General features: G+C 47.0%; 16 protein-coding genes. 12 read left to right on the top strand and 4 right to left on the bottom strand.

Annotated elements, in window-relative coordinates; genetic code table 11:
• The first annotated feature begins 171 nt into the window (after positions 1-171).
• Complete coding sequence (locus M1D61_RS14250; protein ID WP_458119281.1) at positions 172-954, top strand: hypothetical protein; 783 nt, start codon at positions 172-174, stop codon at positions 952-954.
• 221 nt (positions 955-1,175) lie between these two features.
• Here the strand turns inward: M1D61_RS14250 and M1D61_RS14245 are convergent, their stop codons facing one another.
• From M1D61_RS14245 to M1D61_RS14230, 4 genes are all read right to left on the bottom strand, one after another.
• Positions 1,176-2,399 carry a S8 family peptidase gene (locus M1D61_RS14245; protein ID WP_458119280.1) on the bottom strand — a complete coding sequence of 408 codons (1,224 nt, stop codon included), beginning with the start codon at positions 2,397-2,399 and terminating at the stop codon, positions 1,176-1,178.
• 282 nt (positions 2,400-2,681) lie between these two features.
• Positions 2,682-6,389 carry a non-ribosomal peptide synthetase family protein gene (locus M1D61_RS14240; RefSeq protein WP_458119279.1) on the bottom strand — a complete coding sequence of 1,236 codons (3,708 nt, stop codon included), beginning with the start codon at positions 6,387-6,389 and terminating at the stop codon, positions 2,682-2,684.
• 192 nt (positions 6,390-6,581) lie between these two features.
• Positions 6,582-8,339 (bottom strand): methyl-accepting chemotaxis protein, encoded by a 1,758-nt coding sequence (locus M1D61_RS14235; protein WP_458119278.1) that lies wholly within the window; start codon positions 8,337-8,339, stop codon positions 6,582-6,584.
• 420 nt (positions 8,340-8,759) lie between these two features.
• Positions 8,760-8,957: a hypothetical protein gene (locus tag M1D61_RS14230; protein WP_458119276.1), complete on the bottom strand. Its 198-nt coding sequence runs from the start codon at positions 8,955-8,957 to the stop codon at positions 8,760-8,762.
• A gap of 180 nt (positions 8,958-9,137) precedes the next feature.
• Here M1D61_RS14230 and rpiA point away from each other — a divergent pair, with 180 nt between their 5' ends.
• The 11 genes from rpiA to uraH all read left to right on the top strand — a co-directional run bounded on the left by rpiA (position 9,138) and on the right by uraH (position 19,715).
• A complete protein-coding gene (gene rpiA, locus M1D61_RS14225) occupies positions 9,138-9,815 on the top strand; it encodes a ribose-5-phosphate isomerase RpiA (RefSeq protein WP_458119275.1) in 678 nt (225 codons plus the stop codon).
• Positions 9,816-10,083: 268 nt separating this feature from the next.
• Entirely contained in the window at positions 10,084-10,710 is a 627-nt protein-coding gene (locus M1D61_RS14220; RefSeq protein ID WP_458119274.1) for an FMN-dependent NADH-azoreductase, read from the top strand.
• A 179-nt stretch (positions 10,711-10,889) separates the two neighbouring features.
• On the top strand, positions 10,890-11,372 hold the full coding sequence (locus M1D61_RS14215) for a MarR family winged helix-turn-helix transcriptional regulator (RefSeq protein WP_458119273.1): 483 nt from the start codon (positions 10,890-10,892) through the stop codon (positions 11,370-11,372).
• Positions 11,373-11,875: 503 nt separating this feature from the next.
• Complete coding sequence (locus M1D61_RS14210) at positions 11,876-12,181, top strand: antibiotic biosynthesis monooxygenase family protein (protein ID WP_458119272.1); 306 nt, start codon at positions 11,876-11,878, stop codon at positions 12,179-12,181.
• Between the two features lie 35 nt (positions 12,182-12,216).
• Positions 12,217-13,296 (top strand): cobalamin B12-binding domain-containing protein, encoded by a 1,080-nt coding sequence (locus tag M1D61_RS14205; RefSeq protein ID WP_458119270.1) that lies wholly within the window; start codon positions 12,217-12,219, stop codon positions 13,294-13,296.
• Between the two features lie 30 nt (positions 13,297-13,326).
• Complete coding sequence (locus M1D61_RS14200; protein WP_458119268.1) at positions 13,327-15,066, top strand: ATP-binding protein; 1,740 nt, start codon at positions 13,327-13,329, stop codon at positions 15,064-15,066.
• A gap of 270 nt (positions 15,067-15,336) precedes the next feature.
• The gene (locus M1D61_RS14195; RefSeq protein ID WP_458119267.1) at positions 15,337-16,092 is read left to right on the top strand and encodes a class I SAM-dependent methyltransferase; all 756 of its coding nucleotides are present in this window, start codon (positions 15,337-15,339) and stop codon (positions 16,090-16,092) included.
• A gap of 41 nt (positions 16,093-16,133) precedes the next feature.
• Positions 16,134-16,589 (top strand): GNAT family N-acetyltransferase, encoded by a 456-nt coding sequence (locus M1D61_RS14190; protein ID WP_458119266.1) that lies wholly within the window; start codon positions 16,134-16,136, stop codon positions 16,587-16,589.
• 390 nt (positions 16,590-16,979) lie between these two features.
• Entirely contained in the window at positions 16,980-18,572 is a 1,593-nt protein-coding gene (locus tag M1D61_RS14185) for a PucR family transcriptional regulator (RefSeq protein WP_458119264.1), read from the top strand.
• A gap of 286 nt (positions 18,573-18,858) precedes the next feature.
• Complete coding sequence (uraD, locus tag M1D61_RS14180) at positions 18,859-19,371, top strand: 2-oxo-4-hydroxy-4-carboxy-5-ureidoimidazoline decarboxylase (protein ID WP_458119263.1); 513 nt, start codon at positions 18,859-18,861, stop codon at positions 19,369-19,371.
• Positions 19,368-19,715, top strand: a complete 348-nt coding sequence (gene uraH, locus M1D61_RS14175; RefSeq protein WP_458119262.1) for a hydroxyisourate hydrolase — start codon at positions 19,368-19,370, stop codon at positions 19,713-19,715. The genes uraD and uraH overlap by 4 nt, the downstream gene beginning before the upstream one ends.
• The last annotated feature ends 8 nt before the right edge of the window (positions 19,716-19,723 follow it).

Raw genomic sequence — 19,723 nt, 5'->3', positions numbered from 1 at the left:
GTTTGCTGTTGATCAAGCCATTTTTGTTACAGAATATCAACAGGCCTCTACCGAAGCAGACACATTCTGCTCACAATCCCTTGCCAAAATAGGAAGAGTTCATATAAAATGAATTCAATAATTAATAATGATAATCATTATCAATTAAGTGTTGGATAAAAGGAGGGTCTTATGAGTATCTTTTCAGGTTATTTATCGAAATGGAGTGAGCAGCTGCAAAACGATCCTTCGGTATTGGGCGTTTTGCTGGGAGGCACTGAAATATACAGTAATACTGGTGCATCGGCAGGGATGGAAGCCATGATTATCATAACGGATGAGGAGTTCGAGCAGCGTCTGCAGAGAGGTTCTCTGCATTACCGGGGGATGGGGAGTACCGGAGCAGTAGGTCAGATGGTAACAGGGCGGTATATTTCACCCGGTTATATGGACAAAGTCGCACGATTCGGCAGTGAACCTGCACGCTTCGCTTTTATGGGCGTCGTTATTGTATTTTCCCGGTTGGCTGATCTGCGGAACCGGATTAATGATATTACCGAATATCCCTTGCAGCAGAAGCAGGACAATATCAACCGGTTCTATGCACAATTCGAAGCCTGGTATCAGGAATGCCGCAAAGCATTGATAACGGATGAGCCGTATCTGCTGCGTCAGTCGGTAATGAACATGGTGCTGTTCGGTGGCAGACTCATTCTAGCCCATAACGAAATGCTGTACCCCGGGCACAAATGGCTCATACATACGCTGGAGCATGCCCGCAAAAAGCCTGAACGGCTGCTGAAGACGATCCGTGAACTGATGACAGAACCATCTGAGAGCACGCTGGAGCTGCTCTACCGGCAGGTGCTGGAATATCATGACTGGGTAGGCGAAGACCTGAACTGGACCGATTATGTCATTCTGGATAACGAACTGCAGTGGATGAGCCGGAACGTCTCTGTCGGGGAAATTTAGTGTCTTTGTATGATGATGAGTTTCTATTAAAATATAGTGAATAGGGATATTGAGATAATCAAAAAGCTGCTTCCCAATGAGGGAGGCAGCTTTTTGATTTATAATTATCAGCTATTTTAACTAACGATTCTCATCAATATCGGAATAACCGATATTGATGAGAATCGCACTGGAGCGTATACAGCATCCACTCACATCATCTGTGAAGGAAAAGCAGGAGCTTACTTGGGAGCCGGGATAATAGAGTAATCGAACAGATGGTTGAAGCTGATCATTCCATAGCCATACAGATTGTCTTTGCCTGGCGCTCCCAGGTCAATGCTGCTTTTCTCGATGGCATCACGCAGCTGGGTATTCGTCAGATTCGGATAAGCCTGCTTGAGAACGGCAGCCATTCCGGTTACAAAAGGAGCAGCGACCGATGTACCGTCACGTAGCTCGTATTTGCCGTTGCTGGCTGTACTTACAATGCCTACACCTGGAGCGGCAACATCCGCTTCCGGGCCGCTGGCAGAGAAGCTTGCACGCTGCAGTGTATCATTTACCGCAGTAACGGCGATAACTTGATCGGCTGCTTTGGCGGGGTATTCGATTGTATTGGTAGCTGCGTCAGCGGTACCTTTGTTGCCGGCAGCAGCCACCAGCAGAATGCCTTTGGCATCAGCAGCCTCGATCATTTTTTGTACAGTTGGAGAGTTTTGCGGGAAAGCAATCGACATATTCACAATGTCCATATCATTTAAAATCGCCCAGTTAATGCCTTTGGCGAGATTTTCGGTAGAACCGTTACCTTTACTGTCGAGAATTTTCACACCATAGATCTGGGCATCAGGCGCTTCTCCGATCAGACCATAGTCATTGTCCTGTGCACCAATGACACCAGCGATAAAGGTTCCGTGGCCATTGTCATCGGCATAGGAGGAAGTATATCCCACTACGGATACGCCACCGGCAATTTTCAGCTCCCGATGAGTAGAAATGCCGGTATCCAGTATAGCCACTTTTACACCTTTACCGGTATAGCCGGCATTAAAAGGAATCTGCGCATCGATCATGCCATAACCCCATGAAGCCTGCTCATTGGATTTTACGCTAACCGTTTTGACGCTGGGAGCAAAAGCCTGCGCAGCCGAAGTATAAACTTCATTTGGTTCAATGCTGGTAATTCCCTGCTGACGGGCCAGCTCATTCTTTTGTGCAGCTGTCAGATCCATGGCTGCCATCTGAAGCTGATCCAGAACCGTTACATCTTTGTAAGCTAGCCGGTTAATCGCCTGCTTGCCGGCTTCATCAGAGTAAGCAACCAGATAACGCTGTGCTGCTGGACCGGAATCTGCTGGAGTAGGCAGGAAGGAAGGCAATAGTAAAGCAGAGAGCAATGGAATAGCCACCACTGCGGCAAGTGTATTCTTTTTCCATATAGGCATCTTTTGGATTAGTCGCATAAGTCTATCTCCTTAATCAAATCAGGCATAAAGAATTGTTATATATCAACCTAACTATTGCTAAGTATCTAACCTAATAGTAATAGTTTTCGACATTATTTACAAGTTATTATCCAATTTGTATTATTTTGTCGTATTATGTATAGTTTCGGTTGAATAGAATCAAAGATGTACAGAAACAGGAGCCTTTTGACATATATATCAAAATAATATTATACAAAAACCCTGACCATTAAGCAGCCAGGGTTTTTGTAATACATCATATAGAATCAATAAAAGAGGTTAAACAACTTCGTTAACTTGCACAGTTCCCGTCTCCAGCATGGCCGGTGCCGGGAAATACCCGATATTGGCTGCATAGCTTAACATGGCAGAAATAAACTGGTGATCAGGTGCGGCACAATAAATGCCGGCCTTTTCCAGAATTGCTGCTGTTACAGGATTAGCGAGACGATAAGGAGAATCCTTGGCACCGTCGCCTTCAAGCTGTGCCATCGCGAGCTGCATGGCTTCAGCTGGCTTCGTTGTTGCCGGATCGAGCAGCCAGGCTGCATATTCTTCCGGACGCACAGTATCTACAATATAACCTGCTTCGTTAATCAATGCAATCAGCTCGCTATAAGGAAGCTGCTGTGGGTTGCAGATGTGAAAGATTCGGCCGGCCGTATCTTCTTGCAGTGCCAGATGAACCACCGATTTGCCTGCATAGTCGATCGGGGTAAAGTCCATCCACTGATCGACAGCCGGTGCTTTGCCAAGCAAAAGCATCGCTTTAATCATACGGTACATGGCGTTGCTGTCGATATTGCGCTGGAAGCTGCCGCTGTTGGAATGGCTGGACAGATTGCCGGCACGGTAAATATTAACTGGAATTCCGCGTTCGCCGGCTGCAATAACCAGCTTTTCCGCTTCCAGCTTGCTGTTCGTATAAAGGTTGGTCGCCTGCAGATCTTTTGTCAAATAACCTTGTTCGATCACCTGATCCCATTTGCCTTCAAGAGACAAATCTTCCGGAATACCCATGGTAGAAATATGATGGAAACGCACGCCCGGACGCTTGGCGGCAATATCCAGCAGTTCTGCAGTAGACAGAATGTTGGACTTTTTAAACTGCTCGGCATCTCCGAAATGTCTTACATCCGCTGCACTGTGAATAATGGCATCGGTCTTCTCGGTCAGCATCCGGTAATCGGAATCACTCAGACCGAGGCGTGCTGCTTCAAGGTCACCTTCCACTACGGTTACCCGTTCTTCGAATCTATTCAGAATGCTGCGTCCAAAGTACAGTTCCATCGTGGACTTGAGACGATTCATGCTGCTGGCGTTACCTGATCTGCGTACAAGAGCGTAGACATGAGCATCGCTTTGCTGCAGCAGTTCGAACAGCAGATAAGAGCCGAGATAGCCGGTTGCTCCGGTAATAAGCACATTGGAAGCAGGACGAAGGGACGGAAGAGCCGCACCTTTGACAGTCTCGGGGTATTCGACCAGATCCGTCAGTTCTCTAACCGGAAGAGCTTCCACATTCGGTGGTTCGGCAGACTGCTGCTGGGATGCACAGATGGCGAGACCTGCAATCGTTTTGTGTTCAAAGAAGTCGGCAATTTTCAGGCTTGGATAATGCGGCTTGAGCAGCACCAGCACATGAATGACATGCAGGGAGTCGCCACCGATCGAGAAGAAGTCATCGTGAATGCCAATCTCCTGCTTGTTCAGTACCTGTGCCCAGGCATCGGCGATCCGCTGCTCGGTTTCATTTTGCGGGGCCACATAGCCTGCCGGCTGTTCCTGTACTTCCGTATTCGGATAGGCGATCAGCTTTTTGCGCTCGGCTTTGCCGGTTGGAGAAATCGGCATTTCGTCCAGCTGACAGACAAAGCGCGGTACAAAATAGGAAGGCAGCCGGTCAGCCAGGAACTGCTTGATCACGGCTGGTGACAGCAGGCTACCATCCCGGGTAGTAAAGTAAGCGACTAGCATGTTCTGATTGGAACTGTCTTTTTTGGCAACGACGACAGCATCCTGGATACTTTCGTATTTGTTGAGGTTATCCTCGATCTCCCCAATCTCGATACGGTGTCCGCGGATCTTGATCTGCGAATCACTACGGCCTACATATTCAATCGTTCCGTCGGACAGCAGTTTCGCCAGATCACCCGAGCGGTACAGAAGTTCATTTTTGCGTTCAGGATGAGGCAGGAAAGCCGCCGCCGTCTTATCCGGCTGATTCAGATAACCTCTGGCGATACCGATGGTGGAAATATACATTTCACCCGGTACACCTACAGGAGCCAGCTGCCGATGCTCATTCATGATATAGATTTGATAGTTGTGGATTGGACGTCCAATTGGCACATTGACCACATCTTCAGGCAGCAGCTCGCTGACCTTGTGCATGGTTGCGCAGACTGTACATTCGGTAGGTCCATAGGCATTCACGACCTGAACCGGCGCGCCAAAGTTCTGCTGGAAAGCACGAACTCGTTCTCCGTACAGTGCTTCGCCGGCTACAGCGAGCAGACGAAGGCTGGACAACTTACGATATCCTTCTTCCGACAGATAGGCAGACAACTGATTGAAGAAAACAGTCGGCAGTGCGGTAATGATCGTCGATTGCGTACGCTGGACAGCTGTGGCAAATTCCTCGATGGATACACGCTCATCTGCATCCAGCATATACATATGCGCACCATGGAATAGTGGAGCGATCGTATCCCAGACTGATCCGTCAAAGCTGTAGCTGGCGAACTGGGCCATAACGTCCTCTGGTGTAATGGCAAATTGTTCTTTGAGAATCTGTCCCAGATTCACCACGCCGCGGTGTGCAATCAGTGTACCTTTGGGTTTGCCGGTAGAACCGGAAGTATATATAACATAAGCCAGATCATCCGGCTGCACATCTACATCGGGATTATGCAGTACTTCGGAAGCTGCTGCAGAATTCACATATTCAATGCTGATAATGCCGCGCATGGCAGCAATACCGGCTGCCAGTTCATGGACTTTGTTGTAGTGGTCATGCTGGGTTACGACAAATGCAGAGCGGGTATCCTGCATAATATAATGGTTGCGATCATCCGGATGGGACGGATCGACAGGAACATATACGCCTCCAGCTTTCATAATTCCAAGCAGGCTGATGACACTGTATAGGCTGCGGTCGAGGAACATGGTAACAAATTCCCCTTTTTGCAGTCCCTGATTGAGCAGTAAATGAGCTATCTGATTGGCCTTTTCATTCAACTGGCGGTAGGTATAAATAGTATCCCGGAAACTCACGGCCGGACGATCAGGATACTGATACGCTGCCTGCTCAAAGGATCCGTGATAGGTCTGGGATTCTTGATAAGGTGCATCGGTGTTGTTTAATGCGGCATACAGTACTTCATCTTCCACACTGAGTATATTTACTGCACCTACCGGCTGCTGCGGCTGGGTAATCAGACCTTCAAGCAGACGTACATAATAGGCGGAGAAGCGTGCGATCGTCGCTGGTTTGAACAGCGAATCATTATATTCAATAACAACAGTCAGTGAGGAAGGACTTTCTTCAATTGCCCAGTTAATGAGCTGGCCAGGTTGAGCCGGAATCGTCAAGCCGAGGCTGAATACCGTTTCACTTTGTACCGGAGCGGGTGATTTCTCACCAGCAAGCTGATCATACACTTGCTCGACCATTTGCTGAAAGTCCAGTGACTCTTCAAAGGATGCCGTTACAGGAAAAGTACCGCTGGCGGAGGCGAATAAAGCGGAAGCCTCATGTTCTGCAGACATACGGTGAATCCAGGCCAGATAGCCAGTTAGCAAAAACGCTTCTTTTTTGAGGGGATCGGTCAGCTGGTGGATATAATCAGCAATAGACTGGCCCAGATCAAAGCGATGGATCGCAAACGTGTCTTTCTGCCATTGTCTGGAGTTGTCCAGCGGAATCTGTAGAGCTGGCAGCTGGGTCGAAGTAGTTAGTAGATTCGCAATTTCCGGTTGGGACATGATAATCTCTCCTTGGTTTGAACAAATCTGTGCAATGAGAAAGCACAGTTGTTGTAATGCAATAATATGAACGAACTATAGACATGGTTGTACAGGTATATTATTTATATAGCCAGTAGGCCGTGAAAAGAAATGCCTTCCATCAAATTCATGGAGGGCATTCTTTTCAGGCTATGGCAGATTCAGCAATAATTAATCGACTTTGCGTACATGGAAGTGAGAAATCAATTCCTGCAGCTGCTCTGCCATCGTAGACAGCTGGTTGGCTGCATCGGATGTAGATACAACAGTGGCTTTTTGACTTTCCACATGTTTGGATACTTTGGCGCTATTAGCCGCCGCTGCAGCTGCTGTGGATTTCAGATTTTCCGTTGTAGCGGCCATTTCTTCCGTACCCGCCGAGATTTGCTGAGTAGCACTGGAAATGTCCTGAATTTGTTCGGTTACTTTCTTGGTAGCATCGTGAATATCGGCAAACAGTTCGCCAGTTTGGTTAGCAATAGACATCCCTTGTTCCACTTCAAGCGTACCTTTTTTCATGGAAGTTACGGCATTTTGGATCTCTGTCTGAATTTCGGCGATCAGGGAACTGATCTGGTTAGCAGATTCAGCAGACTGTTCTGCCAATTTGCGGACTTCACCGGCAACTACGGCAAAGCCTTTGCCATGTTCACCAACACGGGCAGCTTCGATCGATGCGTTCAGAGCGAGCAGGTTGGTCTGACCGGAGATTCCGGTAATGATACCGAGAATATTGCCGATTTCCTGAGAACGGCTTTCCAGCAGTTCAACGGCTTTGGCAGTCTCGTGTACGGATTCGGAGATCAGAGTCATCTGGTTGGTGACTTCGGTAACCACTTCATTACCTTTGGCAGATTTCTGTTCCATCGCATACGCTTCATCCGATACATTGGAGGAGTTGCGGGCGATGGTATGAATAACGGTAGATACTTCCGTCATGGATTTGGCTGTATCTTCAGTAGCGGATTCCTGATATTTCATGCCGTCGGCAATTTCCTGAATATTGGAGATCAGGGTCAGGGAACGGCTGCTGTGATCGGATGCGCTATCCATCAGCATCTTCGCGGATTCGGTAACCTGCTTCGAAGCGGATTGAACGTTAAGGATAACACCGTTCATCTTGGCGACCATTTCATTAAACTTATGATTGATAACGCCGAGATCATCTTCGCCGGTCTTGATATGAATATCGAGATTCCCTTTGCTGACTTCTTCAATACCACGGATCAGTTCGCGGATTGGAGCGAGTGTTCTGCGTACGATGAAGAATTGTATCAGGAAGATCAGGATCAGGAAGATAACCATAATGGTAACACCACGAACCAGCAGCTGATGAAGACCTTCAGGTACTGCACTTGCATCGGCATCGACGCCAAAGTAAGCGAAAATTTCACCGTTGGCGTTTTTGATTGGATACAGGATGGTGGTCCAGAGTCCAAAGTCATCAGAGTAGAAGCTTGTAAATGTAGTCTGGCCAGTTGCCATCATTTCTTTGACACCATCAACGATTGTCTCCGGCTGCTCGTACAGGTCACCCATATTCATTTTTCCTTCTTTGAGGGCTTCCATCAGCTTGGTTGGTACAGCGACGAGAGAAGTTTGATTGCCATTGGCAAGTTCTGTGCCGAATACATAGGCTTGTGCGATATTAGGGTTGTATTTATTGACATTATCGAGGTAGGAACGAAGCTCGCTTTGTGTAGCACCTTCGTAACTTTTTTCCGCCATGGCTTGTTGGACTTGCTGAGATGTGATTCCCTGTGCAAAGGTATCGGTTACTGCCTGAATCTGTCCATGCAGCTGATCGATCAGAATCGTCTTCTGTGTAAAGTAACTGCTGACCAGCAAAATAACACCGATAAGTAAAATGTTAATTGCCGAGATTAGTAAGTTTTTCGTGAAAAAGGACAATCTGCCTATTTTCTTCAATGCTCTTCACTCCTGTTTAAGGTAATAAAATCAAATATAACAATGTCTCCTGTATTAAAGAGACTTCATAACCATGGTGTGTGATGATACAGATCCAATACCAGTTAAGTCTATTAGGTATTTTGAACCATTGGTGATTAAACAATGATTTACATGAATGCCTTGATTTCCAAGAAAAGGATGGACATGTAGGTGATGTGCACAAAATAATATGTCGGAAATTGTTGCTGGATATGTTATAGCATAGAATAAATTTATTTTGCAAGAGTTGAATAGTTCTAAAAGCATGGTCTTTTTAGACTATTAAAGTATAGCTGGTTTTCTGGAATCAAACCGTTAAATATAAATGATCGGTATGAACTGCTTTAAATTGATTTTGTAATTCTGATTTACATGGGATAAAATATATCGTAGAACAAATCAGGTGTGGTATTTGCCCTGGGGCTGGTCCAGCACCCATTCCAGCATTGTGGTCATGTCATTGATTCTTGCCAGTTGTTCGTTCAGGGAAGTGTACGCCGCAGCTTCCGGCGTCAAGGTGGAGAGGCGGGCTTGCAGATTTCTTTTTTGCGTGTTCAATTCGCCCAGCTTGGATTTAATCTGGTCTTCGGTTCGCATATGAGTGGCTCCTTTGAATTGTGAATCGGCAGGATTGGACAGTGTATATTCACCAGTCCCTAGTATAGTTCAAATGATCCATGAAATCCATGGATGAGCGAGCTGCATTTGCAGATAAATGCATGATAATCACGAGCAAGCACTATTATACAAATTTGAGTGATGGAGTGAAACGTTAACATGAATATCAAGCAGCTGGCTGCAGAAAAAGCAGTCGATTGGGTAGAAGACGGTATGATGGTTGGACTGGGTACCGGTTCAACAGCGGTGTACGCCATTCGCAAACTTGGAGAACGCGTACAACAGGGCTTACATATCAAGGCGGTAGCCACATCGGTTGAATCGGAAAAACTGGCAAAAGAAATGTCGATTCCCATTATTCCTTTCGGTGAAGTAGGACAGATTGATCTGACAATTGACGGAGCCGACGAAGTAGATCCGGATTTGAATCTGATCAAAGGCGGCGGTGGAGCACTGCTGCGTGAGAAGATTGTCGCTGCACGCAGCCGCCAGGTGATGATTGTGGCCGGAGATAACAAAGTGGTCAAACGTCTGGGTGCATTCCCCCTGCCGGTTGAAGTTGTTACTTTTGCCCATGAATGGACGATTGAAAAGCTGGCAAGTATGGGCTGTACACCGGTGCTGCGCAAAACGGAATCGGGCGAAGTGTTCATCACGGACAACGGGAACTATACGGTAGACTGTCATTTCAAGGAAATCTTGAACCCGGCGCGTATGCATCGTCAGCTGAATAATATTCCCGGCGTCGTTGATAACGGGCTATTTATCGGTATGGCTACGACAGCGGTTATCGCCTATAACAGCGGTACGATAGAAATTCTGCGTGCGGGCAAGTAAATAAAGCGGCCGGAGTACAAGTTGTATATCGGATATATCCAGCTAATTTATAATGAAAAGTAACCTGATGGCAGCAATAATATTTTGAAATTAAAAACACCTTCCGATAGAGTCGCTTTGAAGCGTCCTGCATCGGAAGGTATTTTTATATTTACGAATTATATCTTAAAGTGAAAATCTTTAGTTGACAAAGAACTGATTTTACACTATCTTTAAATTAAGATTTACTAATTAATAATTTTCGTGAAAATAAAGGAGAGAATCGAATATGTCCAAAGTATTATTTGTAAAAGCAAACAACCGACCTGCTGATCAGGCAGTGAGTGTTCAATTGTACGAAGCATTCCTCAACAGCTACAAGGCAGCTCATCCACAGGATGAAGTGGAAGAACTGGATCTGTTCGCAGAGAACCCTCCTTACTATGATGCATTCGTACTAGGTGCCAACTTCAAGGCTTCCCAAGGTATGGAAGTGACTCTTGAAGAACAGGCTGCTGTAGACCGCATCAACCGCTACATGAACCAGTTCCTGGCTGCCGAGAAAATCGTTATTGCCTTCCCGCTGTGGAACTTCACTGTTCCGGCTGTACTGCACACGTACTTCGACTATCTGTCACAGGCAGGCAAAACATTCAAATACACTCCGGAAGGTCCTGTAGGACTGGCTGGCGGTAAAAAAGTAATGCTGCTGCACGCAAGTGGCGGCGTTTATTCCGAAGGTCCTGGCGCAGACATTGAACTGGCTGTCAGATATGTACGCACACTGCTCGGTTTCTGGGGCATCACTGATGTTGAGAAGTTCATTATTGAAGGTCATAATGCATTCCCTGACCGTTCCCAGCAAATCGTTGCTGAAGGTCTGGAAAAAGCGGCTGAAACTGCAAAAGGTTTCTAAGTAACGGTTTAATAAAATTTAGGCAATAAGCAAGTGATATGTTAAAATAGGTAGCGTCTGTACAGTTAGTTCGTATTCTTTATTTATTAATAAAGAAGAACTCTTGCAGGCGCTCTTATATACTCATGGGGAAGGTGCAGTGTAATTCTGGCCATCTTCAATAGAGAGGAGGAAGCATAATGGAAGCCGAAATAAACAGCAGTATTCTGAACAAGGATGATATGGAGGAGAAGGAATCCCTTCATTTATTAATAGTGTTATCCCGTACGTATCAGTCGATTATGACTCATATTCACCGTGATATTCAGAGCTACGGGCTGAATCCTACCGAATTCGGGGTACTGGATTTCCTGTATCATAGCGAGACATCCCAACCGCTGCAAAAGATCGGAGAGAAAGTACTGATCTCCAGCGGGAATATCACGTATGTGGTGGATAAACTGGAAAAGAAAAATATGCTGTGCCGCAGAGCCTGTGAGGAAGATCGTCGCGTTATTTTCGCGGAACTGACTCAGGAGGGCAAAGATTTCTTTGAGAGCATTTTTGCCGGACACAAGAAAGTCATTCAAAATGCGATGGCCGGATTGAACCATGAAGAGAAACTTCAAGTGATTCCGCTGCTCAAGAAACTGGGCTTTGCAGCAGCTGGCAAAACAGTCTGATCGGTAGAACTTCTACCGGTTGGGCTTTTTTTATTGGTGACCATTGAAATTTTAACTGTAGGCAGCTGCTCATTATTATATTCCTCTTTAATGAAAGAAGAGGTATTGGCGAATGGCTGCAATCTATTGGGTAATACAGGCATATGTACAGAGCATATATGCCTATTCGGCAGCAAGGACGAGGAAATCCATTAAGAAATTCATTGATAATTTAAAGTTATGTATCTTACTTAAACACAGGGTAGGCATATCCCTGTGTTTTTTTCTGTCGTAAAAAACACTCCTGAAATCCCTGTGTGCCGCGTATTTTTACCAGTTTACATAAGACAGACAGTTAGCAGCCTGGAGGAAATTGGTTGTATAGGAACTTGCTTAATTCGGCAATGTATGGGAAAATTTCACTAAAGACAGATAAATGGTGGTCAACGGAGTTGTAGGCATTTAACTTGACGGGCTCATTTATATGGTATAAACTCGTAATTCGCTTGGGGGGAGATGACTTCGTGTATATTGTGCAGTCAGTCTTCCAGGTACCGGAACATAAGGCTGAGAAGCTGGTAGAGATTTATCACAACCGCAGCAGGTCTGTGGATCGGCAGCCAGGCTTCATATCGTTTCAACTTCTTCAGAGTGAGACTACGCCGGGTGAACTGACCGTTCACATGACTTGGGATAGCAAGGAAAGTTATATTTCCTGGGTACAGAGCTCCGACTTCAAACGTATACATGAACTGGAAAGCAAGTATCCGGATCAGGAATTAACAGATATTAAGCCTACTGTTAGACGTTATCTGGTGCGTGCGGAGTAGTCCTCTTAACTGATTGGTTCAGGAGGTGTCCGCAGATGACCCTACAGGAAAAAGGAACAGCAGGAGAACAATTAATTATAGAAGCAGATCAGCTCGCCGAACAGGTTACCCATATGCAGTACCTGAAGCAGCCGGATCTGTACCAACGTTTTGGAGCCAAGGGTAGAGAGCGAACAAAACAGGATTCTTTGTACAGCTTAAGTTATTTAGCCGAAAGCGTACTAATGAAGAGCCCTGCTTTGTTCATGAACTATATCTCTTGGCTCAAATTGCTTTTAAGCGGTTACCGTGTGACCGAGGAGGATCTGATCGTTAATCTTATTGCGATCAAAAAGGTTCTGATGGATCATTTTGAACACTATGACAAGTTCGAAGTGGTGAATTATCTGGAGATGGGAATCGACCATGTCCGGACTGCAAAGCTTCAGACCTCTTATATCGCTGTAGATTCACCGTTTGGCATAGAGGCAGGAGAATATCTGGAGCATCTGCTGCAGGCAGACCGCAAACAAGCCTATACGCTCATTATTACTCTGCTCGATCAGGGAATTTCCATAAAAGATATCTATATTCATATATTTCAAAAGGTACAGTACGAGATTGGGCGTTTATGGCAGATTAGCCGGATCAATGTCGCACAGGAGCATTATTGTACGGCAGCTACCCAGACTATTATCTCCCGGCTGTATCCGTACTGGCTGCAGGTGGAAGGTTCGGGAAGACCCCGTCGCCTGGTATCCGCCTGCGTGGGTAATGAACAGCATGAGATCGGCATTCGTATGCTGACTGATTTTTTCGAAATGGACGGATGGGATACGTATTATCTGGGCACGAATGTGCCGGATCATAGCCTGATTCAGTCGATTGCGGATTATGATGCGGATATTGTAGCCATCTCGGTAACGATGACGTTTCATGTTCATCTGGCTCAGGAACTGATTGAGAAGATTCGGGCTTCCGAGAAGACACGGCATATGAAGATTATCGTCGGAGGGTTGCCTTTTAATATAGATCAGAGTCTCTGGAAACTGGTGGGAGCTGACGGTTATGCTCCGGATGCAGATGCAGCGATTCAATTGGCTGATACTCTGGTACCTGTAGTAGAAATCGGATAACCGGATCAGCCGGATTATAGGGAAGGGAAGATGAATACAATGTCAAATGCAGAGCATGAAATCATGGTTTTGCGAAAAACTATTGCAGATCTTTCCCACCAGATTATCAGTAGCAAACACCAGGAAGAACAGATTCTGTCTGAATTCTCGTCCATGAACAGTGAGCTGGTTAATTTGCAGCGTCTGCTGGCAAAAAGCAATGCAGAGCTAAAAGCAGCCAGAGAAGAAGCGGTACACGCCAATCAAGCCAGAGCCCGCTTTCTGGCGATTATGACTCATGAAATACGCACACCGATGAATGGTGTTATTGGGATGGCGGAGATTCTACTTTCTTCGGATTTGTCGGATGAGCAAAAACGCTCGGTACTGTTAATTCAGGAATCGGCCGAGTTGCTGCTGGGTATGATTAATAATATGCTTGACCTTTCCAAGATGGAAGCCGGAAAAATGCAGCTGCAGGAAGGCACGGTCAATATGCGGCTGCTGCTGGATCATATTATTCGTCTGATTGAGCCAAAAGTAAGGGAAAATGAAAATACGATTTCGGCCTTTATCGACTACCGGGTAGAGAATGATCTGATTGGAGATAGCGGCCGAATTCGTCAGATTCTTCTTAACCTGCTCAGCAACGCGAATAAATTTACCAAAAACGGCAAGATCGAGATCAGTATACAGTTAAAAGAAAATAGTGCAAATTCACAATTTCTCCACATCGAAGTGTCTGATACAGGCATTGGTATTGCGCCGGATCATCAAAAGAACCTATTCCAGCCTTATGCACAAGCAGACCGGCCGGAGCAGCAGGATGTGGAAGGAACCGGGCTGGGACTCTCCATTTGCAAGTCACTGGTAGAGTTAATGGAAGGGACAATCGATTTGAAAAGTGATAAAGGCAAAGGTTCTACGTTCTGGTTTGATATTCCGCTCAAAAAGAATCTCAAAAAAGCTGAACCACTGGTTCAGAGAAGACAGGCAACAACAGAGCGGCCAGGAAGTCAGGAAAATGCTTCGCTGCCGCCGCTGGCCATCAGTCAGATCAAGAAACCGATTCTAATCGTGGAAGATAACCCGATCAACAGCCAGGTGATCCAGCTTCAACTGAAAAAAATGGGGATTACGGATGTGCATACGGCGAGCAATGGACAGGAAGCCGTATCCATTTATCTGAGTCATAATTATCTGATGGTATTCATGGATAACCGGATGCCGGTTATGGACGGATTCCAGGCGACCCGCAAAATCCGCGAGCTGGAAGCGGCCGAGATGCGTATAGCCGTTCCAATTATTGCCCTGACAGCCAATACGAGCCAGGAAGATCGCCAGCGCTGTCTGGATGTAGGTATGGATGACATCCTGACCAAGCCGGTGAATCTGGATAGTCTGACTAAAATTATGCACAAGTGGCTGCCGGTGACCGTCACAGAGAACATTCTGGACATGAGTGTAATTCAGGAAATTATGGAACTGAATGAAGCTGGAGACCCGGAAGTACTGCGTACACTGATTGATATGTATCAGAGCGAGACACCGGGTAAATTGGAACGTCTGCGCGAAATTGCTGCCAGCGGAGATGCAAAATCATTGGCGGATGCAGCCCATGAACTAAAATCGGGCAGCTTGAGTATCGGTATCAATCATCTGTCCCAGTTATTATCCGAAATAGAGAAAAGAGCGCGTCAGAAAGAAATGCAGGAAATGTCCCATATGATCGAAGCCCTGTTCCCCGCCTACGAAAAGGCACGTCAGGAACTGGAACAGCTGGTTAACTAGCATACTGGTCCTGTTAGTATAAAGTAGAGTCTGTCATGCATCATGCATACAGGCTCTTTTTTGTTTGCAGTCGAACGTATAGGCAGCCGGCAAACGTATCTGTACTACCGGATTGCAATGATAATGTGGACAAATCTCCCGGGATGGGTAATGGTACTTAAGTAAATGAAGCGGGCAGCGCTGCCGGAGATGGAGCGCAGACAGCCTGTCTGCATCTTGGGGTTCAATTACAGGGACAGGGAGTACTGTCCGGAAACGGGAGTGATATAGATGTGTGCATCTTTTGATACAGCGAGAGAATCGGAAGCCAAATATCATCAGCAATTTTACAAGGAAAATGAATTGTTCGAATCAGGCAGCTGGATCGCCCAGCCTACACCGCTGGTTATGGAACTGCTGGAGCGTCTGCTCAAATATGCGCCGGCTCCTCATGTGCTTGATCTGGCCTGCGGCGTAGGCCGACATGCAATCCCGGTAGCTCAGCAGCTTAATCAGGGCGGCAGTGTGACCGGTGTGGATCTGCTGGAGGATGCGATTGAGCAGTTGCAGCAGTATGCCGACAAGTATGAGGTACAGGATCGGATCAAGGCGGTCACGCATGATGTGGAGACCTATCCGATTGATCCGGACAGCTATGACTATATTATTGCGACAGGCTGTCTGGAGCATCTGTCTTCCGAAGAATCATTACGGCGTGTACTGGGACATATGCAGCAAGGTACACGTATGGGCGGTATTCACTTTATTTCGATGACTTCGTCTGTGCAGCAGGTAGAGCAGGAGACGGAGCAGGTGGAAGAAGGCAATATTGAACTCAATCTGAGTACAGAGCGTCTGCTGGAAATTCTGGATGAGAGCTATGCCGGCTGGAATGTACTGGCCCGCAAAGCGGTCGCCCAGGCGATTGAAGAGAACAAGGACGACAAGGATATTGAGCTGCGCGGCAACTGGGTTACGTATGCGGTCTGCAAGGAACCGCAAGAATCTCATCCGGATGTGTTGCAGCAGGTAGAGCCGGAGGAGTAAGATAGTAAGGATGTGGATATGAGCAAACAGGAGGAACTATTGTGCTGGAATTAATTAATAACCGTCTGGATGAACCCGAACTGCGTGAACTGCTGTCCTATGCCGTTTTCCCGGATGAGGATGTGCTGGACGCTGTGATTGAACAATATCGTACGGAGCCTGAGCTGCGACTGTACGGCTATCTGGAAGATGGGGCATGGATTGGCGTGATTGGTTGTGCCCAGGATCAGGAGATGCCGGATGCGCTGCGTGTGCGTCATATGGCGATTGCTCCTGATGAGCGGGGACTCGGCTATGGACGCGGAATTATACTGAAGCTGCTTGCTATGGAAAAGCCGGCAATGCTGATGGCGGACGCGGATGCCGAAGGAGCTGAATTCTACCGGAATATCGGTTTCTCAGTGATCGGTACGGGAGAAAATGCTTTTGGTGCAGCCGATGCTTCCGAGCAGTTCGTCTGCATTTTCCATGCGGAGGAAGAAGAGCCGGAGGAGTAAATGGTAAATAATAAGCAGCAAGCAGGTAGAGATACGGAGAGATTTTAGAGCGGCTTTGGCTGTATAACGAGAATGTACGGTAGTAAAAGAAAAGCCTTTTGTCATGACAGTCTGTTTTCTTTAAGAGAAACAGGATGGTCAGGCAAAAGGCTTTTTTTGTTGGCTCGATAAGTTGGTGCGATATATCTCCTTAAGGTTAAAACAGTGCTTTGACGAAGGAACTTATAGGTAAGAACAGCTCACCTTATAATTTATCCATATAGTACGCTTGCTGACTTATATGTTATAATACATGACAATATTCAAGTTTGTTAGCCGGGGAAATGCACTTATTGGAAGATTTATAAGCCGAAACAAGCAATTGATGTCAAGTGAATGGGAGGTACTCGTATGCAATTGACTGTTCAGGAAGCGCTGGCGGTGTACCCGCTCTCGGAAGCCCGACTTGTTGCGGGTGCCGGCGGAACGTCACGACTGATGAAGTCGGTGAACGTGATGGATGCACCGGATATCGCCGATTGGGTGAAAAGTGGAGAGATGCTGTTCACTACCGCTTTTCTAATGAAGGATAATCAGGAAGAAGCAATCAAGCTGATGCGCAAATTGAATGAACGCGGATGTGCAGGCATGGGCGTCAAACTCGGCCGGTTCTGGGAAGTCATTCCCCAGATGATTATCGAAGAAGCGGAGCGACTCCAGTTTCCGCTGTTGGAACTTCCGTTTGAATTTACTTTTTCGGATCAGATGAATGCACTGTTCCAGGTAGAACATGAGCGCAGCACCAAGCTGCTGCAGTCGGTTCTGTCCAAACAAAAGCAGCTGATGCAGTTTGCCCTCAACCAGAATTCCCAGACCAATGTATTTGCCGTACTGGAAACTGTTTTGCAATACCCGGTAGCCGTTATCGGTTCGCGTGGACATGTGCTGTACAACAGCGGAGAAGGCCGGGAGGATGGACTGCTGCAAGGCTGGCCCTGGAAGATCGCGATGACACGGGTGAAATGGAATCAGGGCAGCTGCTACCGGGTGCCGATTATGCAGCGGGATGAGCATTATGGATTCCTGCTCGTATTTACCGATACGGCGATGCCGCTCAAGGAAGAAGAGGAGCTGTTCCAACAGGCTGCCGAAGTACTGGCATTTCACATGGACACTACATACCGGGAACATATTAATCCGGGCATTCAGGACAGGATGCGTACACTCGTATCCGAGCATCTGAGCCGCCGTATCTCTCTTACGGATCTGATGCAGGGGGCAGAGCGGCTCGGAGTGAATCTGTTTCCGGGACCATATCAATGTGTGATGACCACGCTGGAGCCGCAGGCGTTTTCATCGGAGAAAAGGCTGGCGCAGATTCATCAGGAGCTGCAGTATAATCCGCTGATGCAGCTGTTTCCGTCCCAGCATTTCCGGGTCGAAGAAGGAATTCTGTCGATCTATGCCTGTCCGTCGGAACGGGATTACGGAGAGGAGCTGTCTGCTTTTCTGATGAACCGGTTTGAGGATATGGCCGGACTGGCTAGCAGCGGTGGCAGCCCGCGCTTCTGGATCAGCAACATTAAGCTCAAGCCGGACTCTTTTCGTGAAGCCTATCAGGAAGCGACCGAAACACGCAAGCTGGCCAAGCGGTTCGGTATGGGACATATGGCGCTGCAGTTTCATACGGTGGAGTTTGCCTATGTATTCCAGCATGTGCCGGAGCAGATCATGGAGACGTACTGTCACAAAGTGCTGGAGCCGCTGATGATTCGTGACAGCGATCCGAATCAGGTGCTGATGAGTACGTTGGAAGCTTTTGTCGAGAATGACGGTCTGATCAATGAAGCGGCCAAGCAGCTATATGTACATCGCAATACCGTAACCTACCGGATGGATAAAATCGGCAGCATGCTGCAAATGGACTTTAAGAGAACGAATGATCTGCTGAAGCTGAAAATGGTCTTTACGTTCCGCAAGTTCCTGAAGCACAAGCACTCTTGAGCCAATCATGTTACACCGTACGAAGAATGGGACAGTCGATTCCATATCGCAAATGAAAATAAAAACAGTCTTAGGATTAACAGCCTCATCGAGAAGAGCAATCTTCGGTCGATGAGGCTTTTTGACATGTTAATTGATAGTTGACGTTAGGCACAGAACACAAAACAGTTATCCAATGTTATTTTATATGACAAATAAAATAATTTTAGTTGATATGTTCATTAACCTTACGTACAATGATAAAAATATCTCATCATAATGAATAAAATTGGGGTGGATACCAGTGATGACAACAGAGCAGCCATGGAACTCATGGACAAAGGACGAGTTTATGCAGCAGTTTGGTGGATTGTATGAACATTCTTCCTGGGTAGCTGAGCAGGTGTGGGAGCGTAAGCCGTTCGTAAGCTTACAGATCATGTTAAATAAAATGAACGAAGTAGTTCAATCATCCAGTCGGGAGAAGCAGATGGAGCTGCTGAGACAGCATCCGGATCTGGGCAGCCGGATTCAGATGAGTGAACATTCACAGTCCGAACAGGCAGGCGCCGGGCTGACGAATCTGTCGGCCGACCAGTATGAGCGGCTGTCCCGTGGAAATAAGAAATATACGGATACGTATTCCTTTCCATTCATTCTGGCTGTCAAAGGCAAAACGGCTGATCAGATTGTGGCCGCTCTGGAAGCGCGACTCGGTCAGCCGGAGGAAGAGGAATTTGCTGCAGCTCTCCAGCAGGTACAGATCATCGTCGGTCTGCGGCTTCGGGAGTGGGCGAGCCGTCACGGGATAGCGGTATGAGCGGCAAACTGACTACCCATGTACTGGATCTTGGGCAAGGAGGGCCTGCTGTCGGAATGCGAGTCGAGCTGTATGCTGGTGATCCTCATACCCTGCTGGCGGCAGGAAGGACCAATGCGGATGGGCGGTTGGACGAACCGCTGCTATCCGGTGAAACAATGCAGCCCGGCATGTATGAGCTGATTTTCCATGCAGGCGATTATCTGGCTGCTCAGACAGGTCAGACAACGCTTACTCTATGGGATCGGATTCCGATCCGTTTTACCATTACCGATGAACAGGCGAATTACCATATACCGCTGCTGCTGTCACCGGGTGGCTACAGCACGTACAGGGGCAGTTAAATGACGAT

This window comes from Paenibacillus sp. Z6-24, from assembly GCF_054161335.1.
This window is presented reverse-complemented; position numbering and strand designations above follow the sequence as displayed.